Origin of the sequence: Acidovorax sp. NPDC077693, assembly GCF_044542805.1 — a bacterium.
Classification (GTDB): Bacteria; Pseudomonadota; Gammaproteobacteria; order Burkholderiales; family Burkholderiaceae_C; genus Acidovorax.
On record NZ_JBITVD010000008.1, the window covers coordinates 32,918 to 52,556 of the forward strand.

A 19,639-nucleotide genomic window follows, 5' to 3' on the forward strand; every position below is an offset into this window, starting at 1 on the left:
GTGGAGGAAATCCGCTGCATGCATGTTCTGGCAGCCCTTTTCCGCGTGGACCAGCGCAACGGGATCAGCGGCCGCCGCGGAGAGTTTGCTGAGTCGGCGCAGGTGCAACCGCTAAGCGGGCGATGACAAGGCCTGCAAGAGCAGGTGTGGTTGCAGGGGCTTGCCCAAGTGCAGGTCGAAGCCGGCGGCCAGCGCCCGGTCGCGGTCCTGGGGCCGCGCAAAGGCCGTGAGCGCGATGGACCGCAGGCGTGGCCGGCCGGCGGACGCTTCCAGCTCCCGGACCTTGGCAATGAGCTCGTACCCATCGCGGCCCGGCAGGCCAATGTCGCTCACGAACAGGTCGGGCCATGCCTGCTCGAACTGGGCGATCGCAGCCTCGTAGCTGTCGGCCACCCGCACCCTGGCCCCTTCGTCCGACAGCACGATACTTAGCATCTCGCTGGTGTCGGCGTTGTCGTCCACCACCAGGACGTCCTTGCCTTGCAAGATGCGGGATTCGTGCATGGGCAGTGCGCCATGGCCGTCTTCGGATGCCGCCTGGGACTCCTCGTACGCCACCATCAGCCGCGCGGTCATGGCCGTCCCGTGGCCCGGCCCCTGGCTGGCGGCGGAGATGGTGCCGCCGTGCAGGTCTACCAGGTGCTTGACGATGGACAGGCCCAGGCCCAGGCCGCCGTGGGCCCGGTTGCCTGGCGCTCCGCTCTGCGTGAACCGCTGGAAGAGATAAGGCACGAAGGCGGCATCAATGCCTGCGCCGTGGTCCTGCACCACCAGGGTCAGTTCGTCCCCCGTTCTGTGCAGGCGCACCTCGACCAGGCCGCCTTGCTCGGAGAACTTGATGGCGTTGGTCACGAGGTTCCACACGATCTGCTGGAAACGCGTGACGTCGAGCCACACAGGATCCTGCATGTCGGCGCAGATCACCTCCAGTTTGATCTGCCGGGCCTGGGCCGCGTCGCGCAGGGCGTCGATGGACACGCGCACCAGCTCAGCGGGGTTGGCCCATTCGCGGTGAAGGCGCAGCTTGCCAGACGCTATGCGCGAGACATCGAGGATGTCCGAGATGATGCGCCCCTGCGCCTTGGCGCCCCGCTCGATCGCGTCGATGCCGCGTGCCAGCATCTCCGGCTTGGTGTTGGGGCGCTTGAGCATGTGCACCCAGCCGGTGATGAGGGTGAGCGGGGTGCGCAGCTCATGCGACAGCACCGCCACGAAATCGTCCTTTGTGCGGCTGTGGCGCTCGGCGAGTACCCGGGCTGCCTGCTCGCGCTCCAGCAGTTCCTCGCGCCGGCGCTCGAAATCCATGCGCTCGGACAGGTCGGTGGCGATGCCGATGCGCAAACCCGGCTCCACGTGGTCGGACATGCTCCAGTCGAGCAGCACTTCCTTGCCGTCGCCCCGGATGAGCGGGAACTCGCCCTTCCAGTCCACCGCGGAACCAGACTCCATGCAGCTTTGAACGAAAGCCTGCCATGCCGAAGGCGCAAGCGATGTCACCACCTGGCCGATGAGATCGCTGCGGGGGCGCTGCAGCAGCGCCTCGGCTGCCGGATTCAGGTCGGCAAAACGCCCGAAGGCGTCGATGAGCATCATGGCCACCGGCGCCTGGTCGTAGATGGCACGAAACCGTGTTTCGCTGCGCCGCAGTTTTTCTTCCGCGGTGCGCGCACGGATCAGCGCCTGCAGCGTGGCCACCATGAGGGCGGGCTCGGCCGGGTGCACCATGTACGCATCGGCACCGGCATTGAGACCGGCCACCTTGTGCTCGCTTTGCACATACGTGGCAGACAGGTGGATGATGGGCGTGAGCTCGGTCTTTGCACCAGCGCGCAAGACCCGGCAGACTTCAAACCCGTCCATGTCCGGCAGGTGCACATCCAGCACGACGGCCGAAACATCGCGCTGCGCAGCCAGGATCGCCGCTGACCCGGTGTCCGCCTCTTCGGTGTGGAACCCCGCGGCACGGATCACCCGCGCCGTCGCATACCGGGTGACCGGGTTGTCGTCGACCACCAGCACCGTGTGCAGGCTGCGGTCGATGGTCGGCGAAATCATGGCGGATGTGGGCATGCTCTAGCTCGTGGTGCCGTCCTTGCCAGAGGGCATCTGGACAGGAACGATGACCGAAAAAACCGACCCCTCCCCGACCACGCTGTGCACGCTGACATGGCCACCCAGCAGTTCCGCCAGCTGTTTGGACAGTGCCAGGCCCAGCCCGGTGCCGCGCAGCCGCTTCTGAATGGGGGCATTCACCTGCGTGAAATCGCTGAAGAGACTTTCCAGATGCTCGGGCGCGATGCCGATGCCGGTATCGGAGACCGAAAAGCGCACCATGCCGCCGCCCTCCAATGTGGCAGACACCCGCACTTCGCCACGCGCCGTGAACTTGAGCGCATTGGACACGAAGTTGCGCAGGATCTGCGACAGCTTGCGGTCGTCGGTAAACAGCCGCGGCAGGCCCATGGGCTCTTCGAACACCAAGTGGAGTTCGTCGTTGTCCAGTAGCGGCTTGAACATGCCGCGCAGCGCTGCGAACAGGTCCATCATTTCAAACCATGCGGGCGATACGTCGAGCCGGCCTGCCTCGATCTTGGCCAGATCGAGCAGGTCGTCCACCATCGTCGAGAACTCTTCGCAGGTGCTCTGGATGAACCGCACCTGGCGCTCCTGCTCCGCAGTGAGCGGCCCGTCCACATGGTCGAGCAGCAGGCGAGCGATGCTCAGCGTGGCGCCGATGGGCGTGCGGAACTCATGGCTCATGTACGACAGGAACCGGCTCTTGAGCTGGGTGGCATGCCGCAACTGATCGGCCTGCTCGTCAAGTTCTGCATACAGCGCCACCACGCCACGGTTGGTCTCTTCCAGCTCTTCCCGCAGGGCCTGAACTTCGCCCTGCAAGGCCAGCACTTCGGCCTGGCTTTGCTCCAGCCGCATTGTCAATTCTTCAGTCAAGCGCATTCCCCTGTTTCACCACCAGCACGGTGGCGTCATCACGACCCCTAGCCTGCCGCCACAGCAGCGAGGCGGCGATCAGCGTGGGGTCGCGTTGCAGCAGCGGCACCACTTCATCGGACCTCCACCGCGAGGCAATACCGTCGCTGTGCAACACCGCCAATGCATGTTCCGGCATCTCCTGCGTCGCCACCTCGGTCTTGCGCAGCTGCACGCCCACGGTGCCGTGCTGGGTGAGCATGGACCGGTCGAACACGCCCGAGAGCACACGCCCTATCACGTTGCCTGCACCGGTGTACTGCAGCCGCTGCGCTTCCATCCGCATGACGAACAGTGCCGCACCGCGCGTCGTCTGCAGGCCGGCGTGTGCATCCTGCACCAGGGTTTCCAGCGACGCAAATGGCGCTTCGGCGAAAACATCCAGCGCAGCATCGGAGGCCTGCGCCGCATGCGGCCCATGGCCGAGGCCGTCTGCCACCACGGCGGCCAGCTTGTCGCCGTCCACCGCAACAGCCCAGCCGTCACCGCATACCGTCTCGCCCGGCGCAGCAATGCTGATGGCGCCCCAGCGGCGTTGTGCCACTGCTGGCGACCCCGACGTGCGCACGCGCACCAGGCAGGCCGTGCCTTGCGCGGTGGAGTGGATGTCGAAATCGCTGGCCAACCGGCGTATGGCACCCAGGCCCGTGCCTGGCGACCCCACGCCGGTGGACACGCCGTCCTGGCTGGAGCGTTGCACGTCCGCCATCCCGGGGCCCTTGTCCAGCGCGATCACTTCCACCTCGTGCCCGGTCGGCAGCAAGGCAATCCACAACTGGCCCTCTTTCGCATGCCGGACCAGGTTGGTCCCCAGCTCCGTGACCACGATGGACAGGCGCCCCGCGTCGATCTCGCTCCAGCCCCAATCCTGCACCGTACGCGCGCAAAAGCGCCGAGCCTCGCCGACGCAGCTGCCATCGGTCATGGGAAAGGGGCGGTGGCTCCACCCGCGGCTCACTTCCACTTGGTAATGCTCACGCGTGTGCCTTGGCCAGGGGCCGAGTCCACCAGGAAATCGCTGACAAGCCGTTTGCTGCCCGGCAGGCCCAGGCCCATGCCGCCGCCAGATGTCCAGCCGTCCGTCATGGCCAGCTTCATGTCGGCAATGCCGGGGCCTTCGTCCTCGAAGTGCAGCGCAAGGCCTGTCTTGGCGCCCGCTTCGAGCACCTCCCAGCGCATGCGTCCACCACCGCCATGGATCAGCGTGTTGCGAGACAGCTCGCTCGCCGCGGTGATCATCTTGGTCTGCTCGACGAGGGAGAACTTGAGCAACTGGCAGAGCGAGCGCACGGTCTGGCGGCTGGCCACGATGTGTTGCTCCGACTCCAGGGGCAGCGTGCCGGAGCGTTCAACTGACAAAGCCAGCCTCCTTGCGCACCCGGTCGAGCAATGCCAGCCCGCGCTCCACGTTCAGGGCCGTCTTCACGCCATCGAGCGACAAGCCCAGCTCCACCAGCGTGATCGCCACCGCCGGCTGCATGCCCACGACCACCGTGGTGGCCGAGAGGATGCGCGCAATGCCCGAAATGCTGGCCAGCATGCGGCCCACGAAGGAGTCGACGATTTCCAGTGCAGAAATGTCGATCATCACACCGCTCGCGCCGGTCTTGGCGATGCGCTCGGCCAGGTCGTCCTGCAGCGCCAATGCGGTCTGGTCCTGCATGTCCACCTGGATGGTGACCAGCAGGGTCGAGCCCATGCGCAGTATTGGTATGCGTTCCATAAATATGCCGGTCCGGATCAGGCCACCTGGCGGGCGATGCGCCAGCCCGTGCGCTGCAGGGCGAGCGCCAGCGCATCGGCCAGCGTGGCCTTGGTGCTGACGCCCTGCAGGTCGATGCCCAGGTGCACGATGGTCTGAGCGATCTGCGGGCGGATGCCGCTGATGATGCAGTCCGCGCCCATGAGGCGGATGGCGGTCACGGTCTTGAGCAGATGCTGGGCCACCAGCGTGTCCACGGTGGGCACGCCGGTGATGTCGATGATGGCCAGCTCCGAGCCGGTGTCCACGATGGACTGCAACAGCGTTTCCATCACGACCTGGGTGCGATTGCTGTCCAGCGTGCCGATCATTGGCACCGCGAGCACACCCTCCCACAGCTTGACCACGGGGGTGGAGAGTTCCAGCAGCTCTTCCTGCTGGCGGGAGATGATTTCCTCGCGTGCCCTCTGGAAGGTGGTGGCGGTGAATTGCGCCATGCCGTCCACCAGCGTTGTAAGGCCCCAGAACGACGCTGGCAACTCCCCGGTGTTGGCGTTGCCTTGCGCCAGGGCTGACAGCAGCGGCTTCTTTAGCGCCAGGATGAAAACGCTGGTATCGCCAGCGCTTTGCCCCTGCGCTGCCCCCGATCGCGAGAGATTGACCAGCAACTGTTGCAGTGCAGACCACTTCGGGTCCTTGAAGGAATCGGCCTGCGCACCCTCGCCCAAACCACGAGCCAGCAAGGAGGCTATTTCCTCCGCATCGCCCACCGCCGACCGCGGGAGGCTCGCATTGTGGGTTCTGGCTTCTTGGATCCACTCCGCAATGATCGCTGCCCGCTTGCTGTCCTGCAGCGCATCCAAGATCTGGGTCGTCAAGTTGTTCATTGGGTTCTCGTTGAAATGAATGCCAGGCCAGCCAGCACGCCTGACAGCCTTGTAAGTCATTGTAGGAGGCGGCGGGCGCAAGCACGGTTTTTGCAATCAATGCGCGTGATGTCGAGGCGTTGTCCTACGCCTGAATGCGCTTGAAAACACCGAACTCCTGTCACCATCGCCGTCGCCATGTGATCCGCTCTCCCCCTCACGGCATCGTGTGTCTCAAGCACTTGTCCTGCACAACCGCCCATTCCTTTTTCGGTCCAATACCGCATGAGCTCCGAACCAGAAAAGCCGCCCATCACTGGATCCACAGCGCCCGAGGTGTCGCTGATAGGGTCGAATGTGAACACCATCACTGACCACTCCAGCGACATCTTTTTCACTGCCATCGAAACCACGCGCATGCCCATGCTCGTGACGGACCCCCGGCAACCCGACAACCCCATCGTGTTCGCCAACCGCGCATTCCTGTCGATGAGCGGCTACTCGCGCGAAGAAATCGTGGGCTCCAACTGCCGTTTTCTCCAGGGCCCCGGCACCGACCGCACCACGGTGGCATCGCTGCGGCAAGCGATTGCGGACCGCACCGAGATCACCACGGAAATCCTGAACTACCGCAAGGACGGCACCTCCTTCTGGAATGCGCTGTACATATCGCCGGTCTACAACAAGGACAAGGAACTCGTCTACTTCTTCGCATCGCAACTGGACGTGAGCCGGCGCCGCGACGCGGAGCAGGCCTTGGCCCAGGCGCAGAAGATGGAAGCCCTCGGGCAGTTGACGGGGGGCATATCGCACGACTTCAACAACCTGCTGCAGGTGATCTCCGGCCACCTGGAAATCCTCAAGCGCCGTGTGAAGACCCACAAAGGCGACGAAGCAGTGCTGGCAAGCGCCGACAGCGCCGCGGCGGCTGTCAAGAAAGCCTCGACGTTGACGCAGCAACTGCTCGCTTTCGCGCGCAAGCAGCGCCTGGAGGGCCGGCCCATCAACCTGAATACGGCGGCCGAAAACATCCGCAGCCTGATCGAGGACACCGTGGACGGCGGCATCGCGCTGCAGATGGACCTGGCGCCTGACCTGGCCAACTGCCAGGTGGACCCCACGCAACTTGAACTGGCCATCCTCAACATCATCACCAACGCGCGCGATGCGATGCCGCACGGCGGCCAGGTGTCCGTGTCCACCTCCAATGTGCAGGTCACCGGGGCCGACGTGACCGCGTTCGGAGGCCTGCGGCCCGGAGCCTACGTGTCGATGACCATCACCGACACGGGGGAAGGCATCCCGCCCGAGCTCATCAAGCAGGTGGTCAACCCCTTCTTCACCACCAAGCCCGAAGGCAAGGGCACGGGCCTGGGGTTGTCGATGGTGTACGGCTTTGCCAAGCAGTCCGGTGGCACGGTCAACCTTTATTCAGAAGTCGGCATCGGAACGACGGTACGGCTGTACTTTCCGGCCACCACCCAGGCCTCCAGCTACCGCGAAAGCCGCGACGACGAGTCGTCCGAGCGCGGCGGCTCCGAGAAAATCCTGGTGGTGGATGACCGCCGAGAGGTCGCCGACCTGGCGGGCGCCATGCTGGAGAGCCTGGGCTACAGCGTCCACATCGAGACCGATGCCGCCACTGCGCTGGCGTGGATTGGAGAGCCCGGCAGCGACACCAGGCCGGACATGGTGTTCTCGGACGTGTTGATGCCAGGGGGCATGAACGGCTTCATGCTGGCGCGCGAACTGCGCAGGCGCCACCCCCAGATCGCCATCCTGCTCACCACAGGGTATGCCGGCGACGGGAACATGACGGACGACATCGAGGGTGTCGAGTTCGACATCCTGAAGAAGCCCTACGGCATGAAAGACCTGGCCCGGCGCGTGCGGCTGGCGTTGGACGGCCACACCGGTGCGCGGGTGAAGTCACAGGCGCCCAGAGTGCGCCCGGCCAACGAGGGCGGCCCGGCGACGGAATAAAGGAAACAGCCGACCTGCAGCAGCCGGCCAAGACTCGGCGACGCGCGCAGGCCGCTCGCGTCGGCCCGGCAAAAATCAGCAATGTGACTGATTGAGGTCGCCATGCCCATCATGCGCCGCAGCGGTGCGGTGGCCGTTGAGTCCGAGCTTGGCCAGCAGCTGCACGTCGGCGTCGACGTCCGGATTGCCGGTGACCAACAGCTTGTCGCCGTAGAAGATGGAATTGGCACCCGCCAGAAAGCACAGCGCCTGCACGGCCTCGCCCATCTGCTGGCGGCCCGCCGACAGGCGCACGCGCGCCTTGGGCATGGTGATGCGCGCCACGGCGATCATCCGCACGAAGTCCAGCGGGTCGATGGGCTCGCTGTCTGCCAGCGGCGTGCCCGGCACCCGCACCAGGCTGTTGATGGGCACGGACTCGGGGTACGGGTTCAGGTTGGCCAGTTGCGCGATCAGGCCTGCACGGTGCACGGGCGCTTCACCCATCCCCACAATGCCGCCGCAGCACACGCTGATGCCGGCGCCGCGCACGTTCTGCAGCGTGTCCAACCGGTCCTGGTAGGCGCGGGTGCTGACGACATCGGTGTAGTACTCGGGTGCGGTGTCCAGGTTGTGGTTGTAGTAGTCGAGCCCGGCATCCTTCAGGGCGTGCGCCTGGTGGGCTTCCAGCATGCCCAGCGTGGCGCAGGTCTGCAGGCCCAGGTCCTTCACGGCCGTGATCAGCTCGCTCATCTTCTCGATGTCACGGTCCTTGGGCGCTCGCCAGGCCGCTCCCATGCAAAAACGGGTGGCGCCCGCATCCTTGGCAGCCTGGGCGGCGCGCACCACCTCGTCCACCTCCATGAGCTTTTGCGCCTTCACGCCGGTGTCGAACTCGGCCGCCTGCGGGCAATAGCCGCAGTTTTCGGGGCAGCCGCCGGTCTTGACCGACAGCAGCGTGGCCAGTTCGATATCGCCTGCGGGCCAATGCTGCCGGTGCACGGTCTGCGCTTCGAACAGCAGGTCCATCAGCGGCTTGTCGAGCAGCACCTGGATGGCTTCGAGCGACCACGCGCCCTTCTGAGCGGCTGGCGGGGTGCGACGGTGCACCTGCACCGTGGTGTGCGAGGACGACTTCGGCGTAGCGGCAAGGGTAGACATCGAGTGGTTTCCTTTCGAGACGTCCGCAGAACACCCTGTGGCACATGGGTGACCCCAGGTTTTTCTGCAGAAAGTGGTCAAGCCTGACGCCCACGGTGTCGACGGGCCATCGGGCTGCGAGTGAGAGCGGATTCTGGAGGAGAAAAAGGTGCGGATGATTCCCCTGTGGTCACAAAAAGTGCCAACCCAGAGAGTGCGCTAACGCCGCCCAATTCACAGATCCTGTTGGCGTCTGTAGCCTGCAAATCCCCGGCATTTGCGCTGCGTTGAAAGCAGGGAATTTCTTGATGCGCGTGGCGCTGCGTAACGTGCGCTCTTCTGACGCGATCTGCCGCGGATACGTACCACGAACCTGCTGAAATTGAACGGAGTTGCCGAGTGATCGCATCCAAGCCGGCGGCTCACCGTTGGGTTGTGATGGCGCGGTGGGTCTGGCTCCGTGGCTATGATCGAACCCATGAAATTCATCCGTGCTGCCACCCTGAGCCTCGCGCTGTTCGCTGCGGCCCTCCCGTCCCAAGCGGGCATCTACTCGGACGACATGGCCAAGTGCCTTGTCTCCTCCACCACCGATGCCGATCGCACCATGCTCGTACGCTGGATCTTTGCAACGACTGCGCTGCACCCCGATTTGGCGACCATTGCCTCGGTGACGTCAGCTCAGCGAGATGCCATGAACCAGGACGCGGCGAAGCTGCTGGAAAGACTGCTCACCGTCACCTGCCGCCAGCAGACGAAGGAGGCCCTCAAGAACGAAGGGAACATAGCGCTGCAGCAGAGTTTTCAGGTGCTGGGGCAAGTGGCGATGCGATCAATGATGACCAATCCTGCAGTGGCGCGCGGTTTTGAAAGTCTCGGCAAGCATCTGGACGAGAAGAAAATGCAGGATCTTTCCAGGTAACTGCGTGCGCCGCGCGAAAACTGCGCAGTGAGCGCCCCTCGGAATGCGCCGTCCATAGCGCACCCATCAGGACTGCGGCCTCAGCGCCGCACCAACTCTTCCAATGCCTGGCGGATGGCCTGGGGTTTGTCGTTGTCGCCCTCAAACGCACTGCAGCTCGGGGCGTAGAGCTGTTCGCGCCCCCTGGCGCCCACCACCGCATAGGCTTTCTCGCAGTCGCACCGCAGTTGCGCCAGTGTCTGCTGCGTCCTGACGTTCTTCACACGGGCGACCCAGCAGCTGTCCGCGCAGCCGCAAGACCGGTATTCCAGCACCTCGCCCGAGTGTGCCCATTCCAACGGATAAGTGCCCGAGCCGCCCGCAGCCACCGCCAGACCGGATGCGCTGGCAACAGCCGCGGCCAGCGCAATGGCGACCAGGCCGGGGAGGTTTTTCACCTTTCGCACGCTGCCCAAGGCGCGGGCGGTACCCGCAGGCAGCCGCCATCGCGGTGGGCATCTGACCGCCATGGGTTGCATGGATGGTTCAGCCCAGGGCCGCGATCACGTCGGCGGGTGCCTGCACCAGTTCGATGAGCACACCCTCGCCCGCAATCGGAAACTCGTCATTGCTCTTCGGGTGCAAAAAGGTGATGTCGTAGCCCGCCGCTCCCTTGCGAATCCCGCCCGGCGCAAACCGCACGCCCTGGGCGGTGAGCCACTCCACCGCCTGGGGCAGGTCGTCGATCCACAGGCCGATGTGGTTGAGCGGCGTGGTGTGCACTGCCGGCTTCTTGTCGATGTCCAGCGGCTGCATGATGTCCACCTCCACCTTCCAGGGCCCCTGCCCCATCGCCAGGATGTCTTCGTCGACGTTCTCGCGTTCGCTCTGGAAGGTTCCGGTCTGTTCCAAGCCGAGCATGTCCACCCACAGGGTTTTCATGCGCTGCTTATCGGTACCGCCGATGGCGACTTGCTGGATGCCCAGCACTTTGAAGGGGCGTGTGGAAATGGTCATGGGCCTGTCTACCTCTTTGCAATCTTGTGAAAACGTGTCACACCTCGCGCAGCAACCAGCTGCTGGCCATGGCGAAATACTCGCGCAGCCAGGCGTTGTAGCGGATGTAGAGCGGTGTGGGTGCAGCCACCGGAATGGCCTGCGTGAAGCCCATCTTGCGGGCGATGCGCTGGGCGCGCACGGTGTGGAAGTCGCTGGTCACCACGGCCAGGGCCGAGTCCAGGCCCACGCCCTGCGCCTGCATCAGCGGCAGGCTGTACTGCAGGTTCAGCTCGGTGCTGGTGCTGCGCTCTTCTTGCAGGATGCGGCCCGGCGCCATGCCCTGCTCGCGCAGGTAGTTGCCCATGACCTGACCTTCACTCAGGGTCTCGCCAAAGTCCACGCCCCCGGACACCACCACCCACGCCTGCGGATGCAGGGTCGCCAGTTCGCGCGCCTTGTCCAGGCGCGCGCGCAGCGCGGGCGACGGCTGTGCACGGGGTGTGCCACTGCCCAGTACCACGATCGCCTTCAAGGGCGCAGCATGGGCAGCGCCCTCGAACTGGCGCACCTGCTGCGCGAGCCAGGCCCAGAACACTGCCACGCTGATGACCCACACGGCCAGTAGCAGCCAGCCTGCGCGCCACGCCAGCCGACCCCAGCGCCTGCCGGACAGCCATGCCTGCACCCGGTGCCACAACAGCGCCAGTGCACACAGCGCCAGGCCCAGCACGCCCGGCAAGGTCACGCCGAGCATGAAAAAGCCTTGGCCCATGAGCGCCAGCGCATCGGCCAGCAGCACGCCACCTGCCAACAAGCTGGCTGCGCGCGTCCAAGGCCAGCGGCGCTGGGAGCCGGTGGGGCGCCCCGGGCGCAGGACTAGAGTAGTCCGCGCTGACGATGCCGCCTGGGTCAAGCGAACTCCAGAATGACTTGGTCCACCGCCAGCGACTCACCCTTGCCGGCCATCACCTTGCCCACCACTCCGTCCTGTGCGGCAAACAGGATGTTCTCCATCTTCATGGCTTCAATGACCGCCAGCTTTTCGCCGGCCTGTACCTTCTGGCCGGGCTGCACCGCCACATCCACCAGCAGGCCGGGCATGGGCGACAGCAAAAACTTGGACAGATCCGGCGGTGCCTTGAAAGGCATCAGCTGGTGCAAGCGTGCCCCCAGCGGCGACAGCACGACGGCGTCGATCTGCGTGCCGTTGTGCACAATGCGCAGCGCCAGCGGGTTCTTGCCAGCGCCCCGCTCCACCTGCGCGGTGAAGCCCACGCCGTTGCACTGGCCCTGCACGCGGATCTGGCCCAGCGTGGCGGCGCTACTGATTTGATAGCTTCTGCCGCCCACTGCCACGACGCTGGAGCCTGATTTGTCCTGAAAATCGGTCACCGACACGGCGTGGTGTTCGTTCTGGCCCTCGGCACCCATCACCACCACCACGAACTGCTCGCCCACCTTGACCTCGTGCCCCGCCAGTTGCCCGCTGATGCCGGATGCCCGCGCGCGGTAGCGGCGGTTCATGAACGCAGCCAGCGCCACCAGGAACAGCGGGTCTTCGTGCGGCACGTCTTCGGCATGAAAGCCCTTGCCGTAGTGCTCTGCGATGAAGCCGGTGTTGAACTCGCCGGTCACGAATTTCGGGTGGGCCAGCAGGGCGGCCTGAAAGGGGATGTTGCTGCTGATGCCGCGGATCACGAAGCCATTGAGCGCCGCGCGCATCTTGGCAATGGCGTGGTTGCGGTCGGTGCCGTGCACGATGAGCTTGGCGATCATCGAGTCGTAGTACATCGGGATCTCGCCGCCTTCGTACACGCCCGTGTCCACACGCACACCGAGCTTCTTGTCGGTGTCGCCCTGGAACATGGTCTCCTCGGGCGGCTGAAAGCGCACCAGGCGGCCGGTGGAAGGCAAGAAGTTGCGGAACGGGTCTTCGGCGTTGATGCGGCACTCGATGGCCCAGCCGTCGCGTTTCACGTCGGCCTGGGTCAACGGCAGTTTTTCACCCGCAGCCACGCGGATCATCAGCTCCACCAGGTCCAGGCCGGTGATGCATTCCGTCACCGGGTGCTCCACCTGCAGGCGCGTGTTCATCTCGAGGAAGTAGAAGTCCTGGTCCTTGCCGACCACGAACTCCACCGTGCCGGCCGACTGGTACTTGACCGCCTTGGCCAACTGCACCGCCTGCTCGCCCATGGCCTTGCGCGTGGCATCAGAGATGAAAGGCGATGGTGCCTCTTCGATCACCTTCTGGTGGCGGCGCTGGATGGAGCATTCGCGCTCGTTCAGGTAGATCACGTTGCCGTGGCTGTCGCCAAGCACCTGGATCTCGATGTGGCGCGGCTCCTGCACGAACTTCTCGATGAAGATGCGGTCATCGCCAAAGCTGTTGCGGGCCTCGTTCTGGCAGCTGGTGAAGCCTTCGAACGCTTCCTTGTCGTTGAAAGCCACGCGCAGGCCCTTGCCGCCGCCGCCGGCCGACGCCTTGATCATCACGGGGTAGCCGATGCCCTTGGCGATCTCCACCGCCTGCTCGGGGCCAGCAATGGCGTCGTTGTAGCCGGGGATGGTGTTGACCTGGGCCTCGTTGGCCAGCTTCTTGGACGCAATCTTGTCGCCCATGGCCGCGATCGAATGCGCCTTGGGGCCGATGAAGGCAATGCCTTCGTCCTCGCAGCGTTTGGCAAAGGCCTCGTTCTCCGACAGAAAGCCGTAGCCCGGGTGGATGGCCTGGGCGCCGGTCTCTTTGGCGGCCGCGATGATCTTGTCGGCCAGCAGGTACGACTCGCGGCTGGGTGCGGCGCCGATGTGCACGGCCTCGTCGGCCAGCTTGACGTGGCGGGCCTCGCGGTCGGCGTCGGAGTAGACGGCGACGGTGGCGATGCCCATTTTCTTGGCCGTGGCGATGACCCTACACGCTATTTCGCCCCGATTCGCAATCAGGATTTTTGTGAACATGACGAGTTCCTCAAAAGAAATTCAAAAACCAGTAACTAGTACAGATGGGCAGCGCTCGCGCAGAGCATCGATAAAGCGTTGCTTCTCGCGCGGCGATATCAGAATGCTGCGGCCTTGGCCGTAGCGGATGCGAAGTCGGTCCAGCGACAGCGCGGGCGAAGACGCCCAGCTGCGGGACGGCAACACCTCGCGCACGTCGCCGAGCGCAATGCGCCAGCGCAAGGGGCCACTGCGAACCAGCAGTTCCTCCGCGGTCAAGGTGTAGCTGGTGTCCAGCAGCAACCACAGGGGCAACACCAGCGTCAGAGCAAACACCACGGCGATCAGGCTCAGCATTGTCTTGTCGTGCAACACCCCGGCATTGAACGCCAGCGGCACCACCGTCACCGCCACCGAGGTGATGGCAAACAGGCCCGCCAGCGGACCGATGGCCAGTAGCCAGGAGTCCACCCGGGAAGTGAAGAATGCGCGGGACTGGGCCATGGCCTGACTTGTGGAGGCCAGCGTTTACAACGGGATGTTCCCGTGCTTGCGCCACGGGTTCTCGAGCTTCTTGTCGCGCAGCATGACCAGTGAACGGCAGATGCGCTTGCGCGTCTCGTGCGGCAGGATCACGTCGTCGATAAAGCCCCGCGCACCCGCCACGAACGGGTTGGCAAAGCGTTCCTTGTATTCCGACTCGCGGGCGGCCAGCTTGACGGGGTCGTTCTTGTCTTCGCGGAAGATGATCTCCACCGCGCCCTTGGCGCCCATCACCGCGATTTCGGCCTGCGGCCAGGCCAGGTTCACGTCGCCGCGCAGGTGCTTGGAGCTCATCACGTCGTACGCACCGCCGTAGGCCTTGCGGGTGATGACGGTGATCTTGGGCACGGTGCACTCGGCGTACGCGTACAGCAGCTTGGCGCCGTGCTTGATGATGCCGCCATATTCCTGGCTGGTGCCGGGCATGAAGCCGGGCACGTCGACAAAGGTGACCACCGGGATGTTGAACGCGTCGCAAAAGCGCACGAAGCGCGCGGCCTTGATGCTGGACTTGATGTCCAGGCAGCCGGCCAGCACCAGGGGCTGGTTGGCCACGATGCCCACGGTCTGGCCTTCCATGCGGGCCAGGCCGATGACGATGTTCTTGGCATAGTCGGGCTGCAGCTCGAAGAAGTCGCCGTCGTCCACCACCTTGGTGATCAGCTCCTTCATGTCGTAGGGCTTGTTGGCGTTTTCGGGCACCAGCGTGTCGAGGCTGCGGTCCATGCGGTCGGCCGGGTCGTTGCTCGGGCGCACGGGCGGCTTTTCGCGGTTGTTCAGCGGCAGGTAGTTGTACAGGCGGCGCAGCATCATCAGCGCCTCCACGTCGTTCTCGAAGGCCATGTCAGCCACGCCGCTCTTGGTGGTGTGGGTGCTGGCGCCGCCCAGTTCCTCGGCCGTGACTTCTTCGTGCGTCACGGTCTTGACCACCTCGGGGCCGGTGACGAACATGTACGAGCTGTCCTTGACCATGAAGATGAAGTCCGTCATGGCCGGGGAGTACACGGCGCCGCCGGCGCAGGGGCCCATGATCATGCTGATCTGCGGGATCACGCCGCTGGCCAGCACGTTCTTCTGGAACACGTCGGCATAGCCGCCCAGGCTGGCCACGCCTTCCTGGATGCGCGCGCCACCGGAGTCGTTCAGCCCGATGACCGGCGCGCCGACCTTCATGGCCTGGTCCATCACCTTGCAGATCTTCTCGGCATGGGTTTCAGACAAGGCACCGCCGAACACGGTGAAGTCCTGGCTGAAGACGAACGCCAGGCGCCCGTTGATCATGCCGTAGCCGGTGACCACGCCGTCGCCCGGAACACGCGAGTCTTCCATGCCGAAGTCGGTGCAGCGGTGCTCGACGAACATGTCCCATTCTTCGAAGGTGCCGTCGTCCATCAGCAGCTCGATGCGTTCGCGCGCGGTGAGCTTGCCCTTGGCGTGCTGCGCGTCGATGCGCTTTTGCCCGCCACCCAGGCGTGCCTGGGCGCGCTTTTTCTCCAGTTGATCCAGGATGTCTTGCATGGTCGTCCTTTGATGAAATTTCGGTGAAATGGTCAGGGGAGCTGTTTGCTACTTATTTGATAGCTGGTGGCGCTTGCGGGGATTGCGCAAGCAGCAAATTTCTGGCCGCAGTGGACGCAGCGATGCGCCCTGCGATCACATCGGCCCGCATCTGGGGCAGCAGCTCTTGCACGGCGGGGTGCTGGCGGAACGCGAGCTTGAGGCCCGCGTCGATGCGCTCCCACATCCAGGCGAGCGATTGTTTTTCGCGCCGCGCTGCCAGGCGGCCGTTGGTCGATTGCATGTCGCGGAACAGCGCCACGGTGGTCCAGAAGGCATCCACCCCCTGCCCGAGCAAAGCGCTGATCTGCAGCACGCGGGGTTGCCACAGCGCGCCGTGCGTCGCGTGGTCGGGGTTGCCGTGCATGCCGAGCAGGCGCAGGCTGGAGGTGATCTGCGCCTCGGCCCGCGTGGCGGCGTTCTTGTCGATGTCCGCCTTGTTGATGACCACCAGGTCGGCGATCTCCATCACGCCCTTCTTGATCGCTTGCAGGTCGTCGCCGGCGTTGGGCAACTGCATGAGCACGAACATGTCCGTCATGCCCGCCACGGCGATCTCGCTCTGGCCCACGCCCACGGTCTCGACGATGACGACGTCGTAGCCCCCGGCCTCGCAGACCAGCATGGCCTCGCGGGTCTTCTCTGCCACGCCGCCCAGGGTGCCGCTCGATGGGCTGGGGCGGATGTAGGCCTTGTCGTGCACCGACAGGTGCTCCATGCGCGTCTTGTCGCCCAGGATGGAGCCGCCCGACACCGTGCTGGACGGGTCGATGGTGAGCACGGCCACGCGGTGGCCCAGGCCGATGAGGTACAGGCCGAGGGCCTCGATGAAGGTGGACTTGCCGACGCCGGGTACGCCGCTGATGCCCAGGCGAAAGGCCTGGCCGGTGTGGGGCAGCAGCGCGGTGAGCAGCTCGTCCGCCTGCGCGCGGTGGTCGGCGCGGGTGGATTCGAGCAGCGTGATGGCCTTGGACATGGCGCGGCGCTGGATAGGGCCGGCGGGGCCGGTGATTCCATCGAGCAGTGAGTGCAATGGTTTGGGCCGGCCTTCGACAGGCTCAGGCTGAACGGTTGGGGGTGTGCAGGCGCCCGCGGCTGTGGGCGTGCGTCCCTTCAACCGTTCGGGCTGAGCTTGCCGAAGCCGGGAGACATCCGCAACCTTGCCGCGTGAGCTTGCCAGCACCTGCACACGCTCCCAATCACCCGCCATCAGCGCTTCCTTCTTGGCCCGAGACCAGCCTTTGACCTGCTGCTCAAACGCAATGGCGCCCTCACGGGTTTCAAACTCGCCCTGCCAGACAAGCTCCACAGGCTTTCGCAGCGACGTGTAGCCGATGTCTCCATTGGCATGCTGCTGCATGCGCAGATCCATGTCATCGGTGTGGCCCACGTAATAAGACCCGTCGGCACAACGAAGGATGTAGACGTAGAAGGGGCGCATGCTTCAGTGATTGACCAGACCGGACGTTCGCACCCCGCCACGGCGTTCAGTCCCAGCCACCCAAAGCCGTTCAGCCTGAGCCTGTCGAAGGCCATCAAAGGTCTGCGCCCTGGCTTCGACGAGCTCAGCCCGAACGGACAGGAACCCACCGTGGTCAAGGGTGCGCTCAGCCTGATGAATCCCAAACCGTTCAGCCTGAGCTTGTCGAAGGCCGTCACGGGTTCCGGCCCCGGCTTCGACAGGCTCAGCCCGAACGGATGGGGTGACCGAGAGCTGACTCGTCACGCCGCCACCGCCTTGCGGATCTGCTCCAGCACATCCTTGGCGCTCGCCGGGATGGGCGTGCCGGGGCCGTAAATGCCCTTCACGCCCGCTTCGTACAAATGCTCATAGTCCTGCGCCGGGATCACCCCGCCCACGAACACGATGATGTCGTCGGCGCCCTGGTCCTTGAGCGACTGGATGATGGCGGGCACCAGCGTCTTGTGGCCGGCAGCCAGCGTGCTCACGCCCACGGCGTGCACGTCGTTTTCAATCGCCTGGCGCGCGCACTCCTCGGGGGTCTGGAACAGCGGGCCCATGTCCACGTCGAAGCCCAAGTCGGCAAAGGCCGTGGCCACCACCTTGGCGCCGCGGTCGTGGCCGTCCTGGCCCAGCTTGGCGATCATGACGCGGGGCCGGCGGCCCTCGGTGTCGGCAAATTCGTTGATTTCAGCCTTGAGCTTGTCCCAGCCTTCGGCCGAGTCATAGGCGGCTGCGTACACACCGGTCACCTTTTGCGTATCGGCACGATGGCGGCCGAAGACCTTCTCCAGCGCATCGCTCACCTCGCCCACCGTGGCGCGCAGGCGCACCGCCTTGATCGCCAGGTCGAGCAGGTTGCCGCTGCCGTCTTCTGCTGCAGAAGTGAGAGCATCCAGCGCTTGCTGGACCAGCGCTGGGTCGCGGCTGGCCCTGATGTTTTTCAGGCGCTCGATCTGCCCGTCGCGCACCTTCACGTTGTCGATCTGCAGGATGTCGACCGGGTCTTCCTTGGCCAGCTTGTACTTGTTGACGCCGACGATCACGTCCTTGCCGCTGTCGATGCGTGCCTGCTTTTCAGCCGCAGCGGCCTCGATCTTGAGCTTGGCCCAGCCGCTGTCCACGGCCTGGGTCATGCCGCCCATGGCCTCGACCTCTTCGATGATCTTCCAGGCGGCGTCCATCATGTCCTGGGTGAGCTTTTCCATCATGTAGCTGCCGGCCCAGGGGTCGACCACGTTGGTGATGTGCGTCTCTTCCTGGATGATGAGCTGCGTGTTGCGCGCGATGCGCGAGGAGAACTCGGTGGGCAACGCAATGGCCTCGTCGAGCGCATTGGTGTGCAGGCTCTGCGTGCCGCCAAACACGGCGGCCATGGCCTCGATGGTGGTACGCACGATGTTGTTGTACGGGTCCTGCTCCGTCAGCGACCAGCCCGAGGTCTGGCAGTGCGTACGCAGCATCAGGCTCTTGGGGTTCTTGGCACCGGTCTCCTTCATGATGCGGCACCACAGCAGGCGCGCGGCGCGCATCTTGGCGACTTCCAGGTAGAAGTTCATGCCGATGGCCCAGAAGAAGCTCAGGCGCCCCGCGAACTCGTCCACGTCCAGGCCCGAGGCGATGGCCGTCTTGACGTATTCCTTGCCGTCGGCCAGGGTGAAGGCCAGCTCCAGCGCCTGGTTGGCGCCCGCCTCCTGCATGTGGTAACCCGAGATCGAGATCGAGTTGAACTTGGGCATGTTGCGTGCCGTGTAGCCAATGATGTCGCCAATGATGCGCATGCTCGGCTTGGGCGGGTAGATGTAGGTGTTGCGCACCATGAACTCTTTCAGAATGTCGTTCTGAATGGTTCCCGAGAGCCGGTCTTGCGACACGCCCTGCTCTTCCGCCGCCACCACGTAGCCCGCCAGCACGGGCAGCACGGCGCCGTTCATGGTCATGGAGACGCTGACCTTGTCCAGCGGGATCTGGTCGAACAGGATCTTCATGTCCTCCACCGAATCGATGGCCACGCCGGCCTTGCCCACGTCGCCCGTCACGCGGGGGTGGTCGCTGTCGTAGCCGCGGTGGGTGGCCAAGTCGAACGCCACGCTCACACCCTGCCCGCCTGCGGCCAACGCCTTGCGGTAGAAGGCGTTCGATTCCTCGGCGGTGGAAAAGCCCGCGTACTGGCGGATGGTCCACGGGCGCACGGCGTACATGGTGGCCTGCGGGCCGCGCAGGTAGGGCTCGAAGCCCGGCAGCGTGTTGGCGTACGGCAGGCCTGCGGTGTCTTCGGCGGTGTACAGCGGCTTGACGGTGATGCCGTCGGGCGTCACCCAGTTGAGCGCTTCGACATTGCCACCAGGGGCGGACTTGGCTGCGGCCTTGGCCCAGGCCTGCAGCGACGCGGGTGCAAACTCGGGCGTCGGCGTTGCGGACGGTGCGTTGTGGGGCGTGTCACTCATGGCGAAGCGGTCTCCGAAGATGGCAGTGGGCTGGGGGCGGGCTATGCGCTGCAAGCTGCGCCGGGAGCCTCCCCCGATGTGGCGGCGAGTTTACATCATTCATAATTATTGATTCAAAATATTCTGCCCGGC

18 protein-coding genes and 1 pseudogene are annotated in these 19,639 nt (G+C 64.9%); 3 read left to right on the top strand and 16 right to left on the bottom strand.

Features of this window, described 5'->3' with window-relative positions; all coding sequences use genetic code 11:
• Positions 1-111: 111 nt before the first annotated feature.
• Genes ACIGHN_RS12555 through ACIGHN_RS12580 form a run of 6 tightly spaced genes read right to left on the bottom strand, consistent with a single transcriptional unit; the run spans position 112 to position 5,580 of the window.
• Positions 112-2,070, bottom strand: a complete 1,959-nt coding sequence (locus ACIGHN_RS12555) for a response regulator (protein ID WP_056412183.1) — start codon at positions 2,068-2,070, stop codon at positions 112-114.
• Positions 2,071-2,073: 3 nt separating this feature from the next.
• Complete coding sequence (locus ACIGHN_RS12560; protein WP_056412186.1) at positions 2,074-2,934, bottom strand: sensor histidine kinase KdpD; 861 nt, start codon at positions 2,932-2,934, stop codon at positions 2,074-2,076.
• A gap of 10 nt (positions 2,935-2,944) precedes the next feature.
• Positions 2,945-3,916 (bottom strand): ATP-binding protein, encoded by a 972-nt coding sequence (locus ACIGHN_RS12565; RefSeq protein ID WP_056412189.1) that lies wholly within the window; start codon positions 3,914-3,916, stop codon positions 2,945-2,947.
• A gap of 29 nt (positions 3,917-3,945) precedes the next feature.
• Positions 3,946-4,350, bottom strand: a complete 405-nt coding sequence (locus ACIGHN_RS12570) for an anti-sigma regulatory factor (RefSeq protein ID WP_056412191.1) — start codon at positions 4,348-4,350, stop codon at positions 3,946-3,948.
• Complete coding sequence (locus ACIGHN_RS12575) at positions 4,340-4,714, bottom strand: STAS domain-containing protein (RefSeq protein WP_056412195.1); 375 nt, start codon at positions 4,712-4,714, stop codon at positions 4,340-4,342. Before ACIGHN_RS12575 ends, ACIGHN_RS12570 begins: the two co-directional genes overlap by 11 nt.
• A gap of 17 nt (positions 4,715-4,731) precedes the next feature.
• On the bottom strand, positions 4,732-5,580 hold the full coding sequence (locus ACIGHN_RS12580; protein ID WP_056412199.1) for an STAS domain-containing protein: 849 nt from the start codon (positions 5,578-5,580) through the stop codon (positions 4,732-4,734).
• 264 nt (positions 5,581-5,844) lie between these two features.
• Here ACIGHN_RS12580 and ACIGHN_RS12585 point away from each other — a divergent pair, with 264 nt between their 5' ends.
• Positions 5,845-7,542 (top strand): histidine kinase famiy protein, encoded by a 1,698-nt coding sequence (locus ACIGHN_RS12585; RefSeq protein ID WP_396504620.1) that lies wholly within the window; start codon positions 5,845-5,847, stop codon positions 7,540-7,542.
• Positions 7,543-7,617: 75 nt separating this feature from the next.
• Here ACIGHN_RS12585 and bioB read toward each other — a convergent pair whose 3' ends face one another.
• Positions 7,618-8,682 (bottom strand): biotin synthase BioB, encoded by a 1,065-nt coding sequence (gene bioB, locus ACIGHN_RS12590; protein WP_396504621.1) that lies wholly within the window; start codon positions 8,680-8,682, stop codon positions 7,618-7,620.
• A 457-nt stretch (positions 8,683-9,139) separates the two neighbouring features.
• Between bioB and ACIGHN_RS12595 the strand changes: the two genes are divergently transcribed.
• Entirely contained in the window at positions 9,140-9,583 is a 444-nt protein-coding gene (locus ACIGHN_RS12595) for a hypothetical protein (protein ID WP_396504622.1), read from the top strand.
• A gap of 80 nt (positions 9,584-9,663) precedes the next feature.
• On the opposite strand, the gene ACIGHN_RS12600 is transcribed toward ACIGHN_RS12595, so the two are convergent.
• From ACIGHN_RS12600 to ACIGHN_RS12635, 8 genes and pseudogenes are all read right to left on the bottom strand, one after another.
• Positions 9,664-10,020, bottom strand: a complete 357-nt coding sequence (locus tag ACIGHN_RS12600) for a hypothetical protein (RefSeq protein WP_396504623.1) — start codon at positions 10,018-10,020, stop codon at positions 9,664-9,666.
• A gap of 88 nt (positions 10,021-10,108) precedes the next feature.
• Positions 10,109-10,579 (bottom strand): VOC family protein, encoded by a 471-nt coding sequence (locus tag ACIGHN_RS12605; protein ID WP_056412207.1) that lies wholly within the window; start codon positions 10,577-10,579, stop codon positions 10,109-10,111.
• Positions 10,580-10,616: 37 nt separating this feature from the next.
• Entirely contained in the window at positions 10,617-11,375 is a 759-nt protein-coding gene (locus tag ACIGHN_RS12610; protein ID WP_396504624.1) for a YdcF family protein, read from the bottom strand.
• 95 nt (positions 11,376-11,470) lie between these two features.
• Positions 11,471-13,519 (bottom strand): acetyl-CoA carboxylase biotin carboxylase subunit, encoded by a 2,049-nt coding sequence (locus ACIGHN_RS12615; RefSeq protein ID WP_396504625.1) that lies wholly within the window; start codon positions 13,517-13,519, stop codon positions 11,471-11,473.
• Between the two features lie 21 nt (positions 13,520-13,540).
• Positions 13,541-14,002: a PH domain-containing protein gene (locus ACIGHN_RS12620; RefSeq protein ID WP_056166051.1), complete on the bottom strand. Its 462-nt coding sequence runs from the start codon at positions 14,000-14,002 to the stop codon at positions 13,541-13,543.
• 24 nt (positions 14,003-14,026) lie between these two features.
• Positions 14,027-15,559: an acyl-CoA carboxylase subunit beta gene (locus ACIGHN_RS12625; protein WP_056412213.1), complete on the bottom strand. Its 1,533-nt coding sequence runs from the start codon at positions 15,557-15,559 to the stop codon at positions 14,027-14,029.
• A gap of 52 nt (positions 15,560-15,611) precedes the next feature.
• Positions 15,612-16,631 carry a methylmalonyl Co-A mutase-associated GTPase MeaB gene (gene meaB / locus ACIGHN_RS12630; protein ID WP_396504818.1) on the bottom strand — a complete coding sequence of 340 codons (1,020 nt, stop codon included), beginning with the start codon at positions 16,629-16,631 and terminating at the stop codon, positions 15,612-15,614.
• A 198-nt stretch (positions 16,632-16,829) separates the two neighbouring features.
• A pseudogene (locus tag ACIGHN_RS12635) lies at positions 16,830-17,039 on the bottom strand (GIY-YIG nuclease family protein); the annotation flags it as partial.
• A 6-nt stretch (positions 17,040-17,045) separates the two neighbouring features.
• Between ACIGHN_RS12635 and ACIGHN_RS12640 the strand changes: the two are divergent.
• Positions 17,046-17,396 carry a hypothetical protein gene (locus ACIGHN_RS12640; RefSeq protein WP_396504626.1) on the top strand — a complete coding sequence of 117 codons (351 nt, stop codon included), beginning with the start codon at positions 17,046-17,048 and terminating at the stop codon, positions 17,394-17,396.
• Here the strand turns inward: ACIGHN_RS12640 and scpA are convergent.
• On the bottom strand, positions 17,321-19,507 hold the full coding sequence (gene scpA, locus ACIGHN_RS12645; RefSeq protein ID WP_396504627.1) for a methylmalonyl-CoA mutase: 2,187 nt from the start codon (positions 19,505-19,507) through the stop codon (positions 17,321-17,323). The two genes, ACIGHN_RS12640 and scpA, sit on opposite strands and share 76 nt — an antisense overlap.
• Positions 19,508-19,639 lie beyond the last annotated feature (132 nt).

Excerpts from the sequence above, each read along its gene's own strand:
- ACIGHN_RS12555 (WP_056412183.1), bottom strand. The coding sequence starts at position 2,070 with ATGCCCACATCCGCCATGATTTCGCCGACCATCGACCGCAGCCTGCAC.
- ACIGHN_RS12560 (WP_056412186.1), bottom strand. The coding sequence starts at position 2,934 with ATGCGGCTGGAGCAAAGCCAGGCCGAAGTGCTGGCCTTGCAGGGCGAA.
- ACIGHN_RS12565 (WP_056412189.1), bottom strand. The coding sequence starts at position 3,916 with ATGACCGATGGCAGCTGCGTCGGCGAGGCTCGGCGCTTTTGCGCGCGT.
- ACIGHN_RS12575 (WP_056412195.1), bottom strand. The coding sequence starts at position 4,714 with ATGGAACGCATACCAATACTGCGCATGGGCTCGACCCTGCTGGTCACC.
- ACIGHN_RS12580 (WP_056412199.1), bottom strand. The coding sequence starts at position 5,580 with ATGAACAACTTGACGACCCAGATCTTGGATGCGCTGCAGGACAGCAAG.
- ACIGHN_RS12585 (WP_396504620.1), top strand. The coding sequence starts at position 5,845 with ATGAGCTCCGAACCAGAAAAGCCGCCCATCACTGGATCCACAGCGCCC.
- bioB (WP_396504621.1), bottom strand. The coding sequence starts at position 8,682 with ATGTCTACCCTTGCCGCTACGCCGAAGTCGTCCTCGCACACCACGGTG.
- ACIGHN_RS12595 (WP_396504622.1), top strand. The coding sequence starts at position 9,140 with ATGAAATTCATCCGTGCTGCCACCCTGAGCCTCGCGCTGTTCGCTGCG.
- ACIGHN_RS12605 (WP_056412207.1), bottom strand. The coding sequence starts at position 10,579 with ATGACCATTTCCACACGCCCCTTCAAAGTGCTGGGCATCCAGCAAGTC.
- ACIGHN_RS12615 (WP_396504625.1), bottom strand. The coding sequence starts at position 13,519 with ATGTTCACAAAAATCCTGATTGCGAATCGGGGCGAAATAGCGTGTAGG.
- ACIGHN_RS12620 (WP_056166051.1), bottom strand. The coding sequence starts at position 14,002 with ATGGCCCAGTCCCGCGCATTCTTCACTTCCCGGGTGGACTCCTGGCTA.
- ACIGHN_RS12625 (WP_056412213.1), bottom strand. The coding sequence starts at position 15,559 with ATGCAAGACATCCTGGATCAACTGGAGAAAAAGCGCGCCCAGGCACGC.
- scpA (WP_396504627.1), bottom strand. The coding sequence starts at position 19,507 with ATGAGTGACACGCCCCACAACGCACCGTCCGCAACGCCGACGCCCGAG.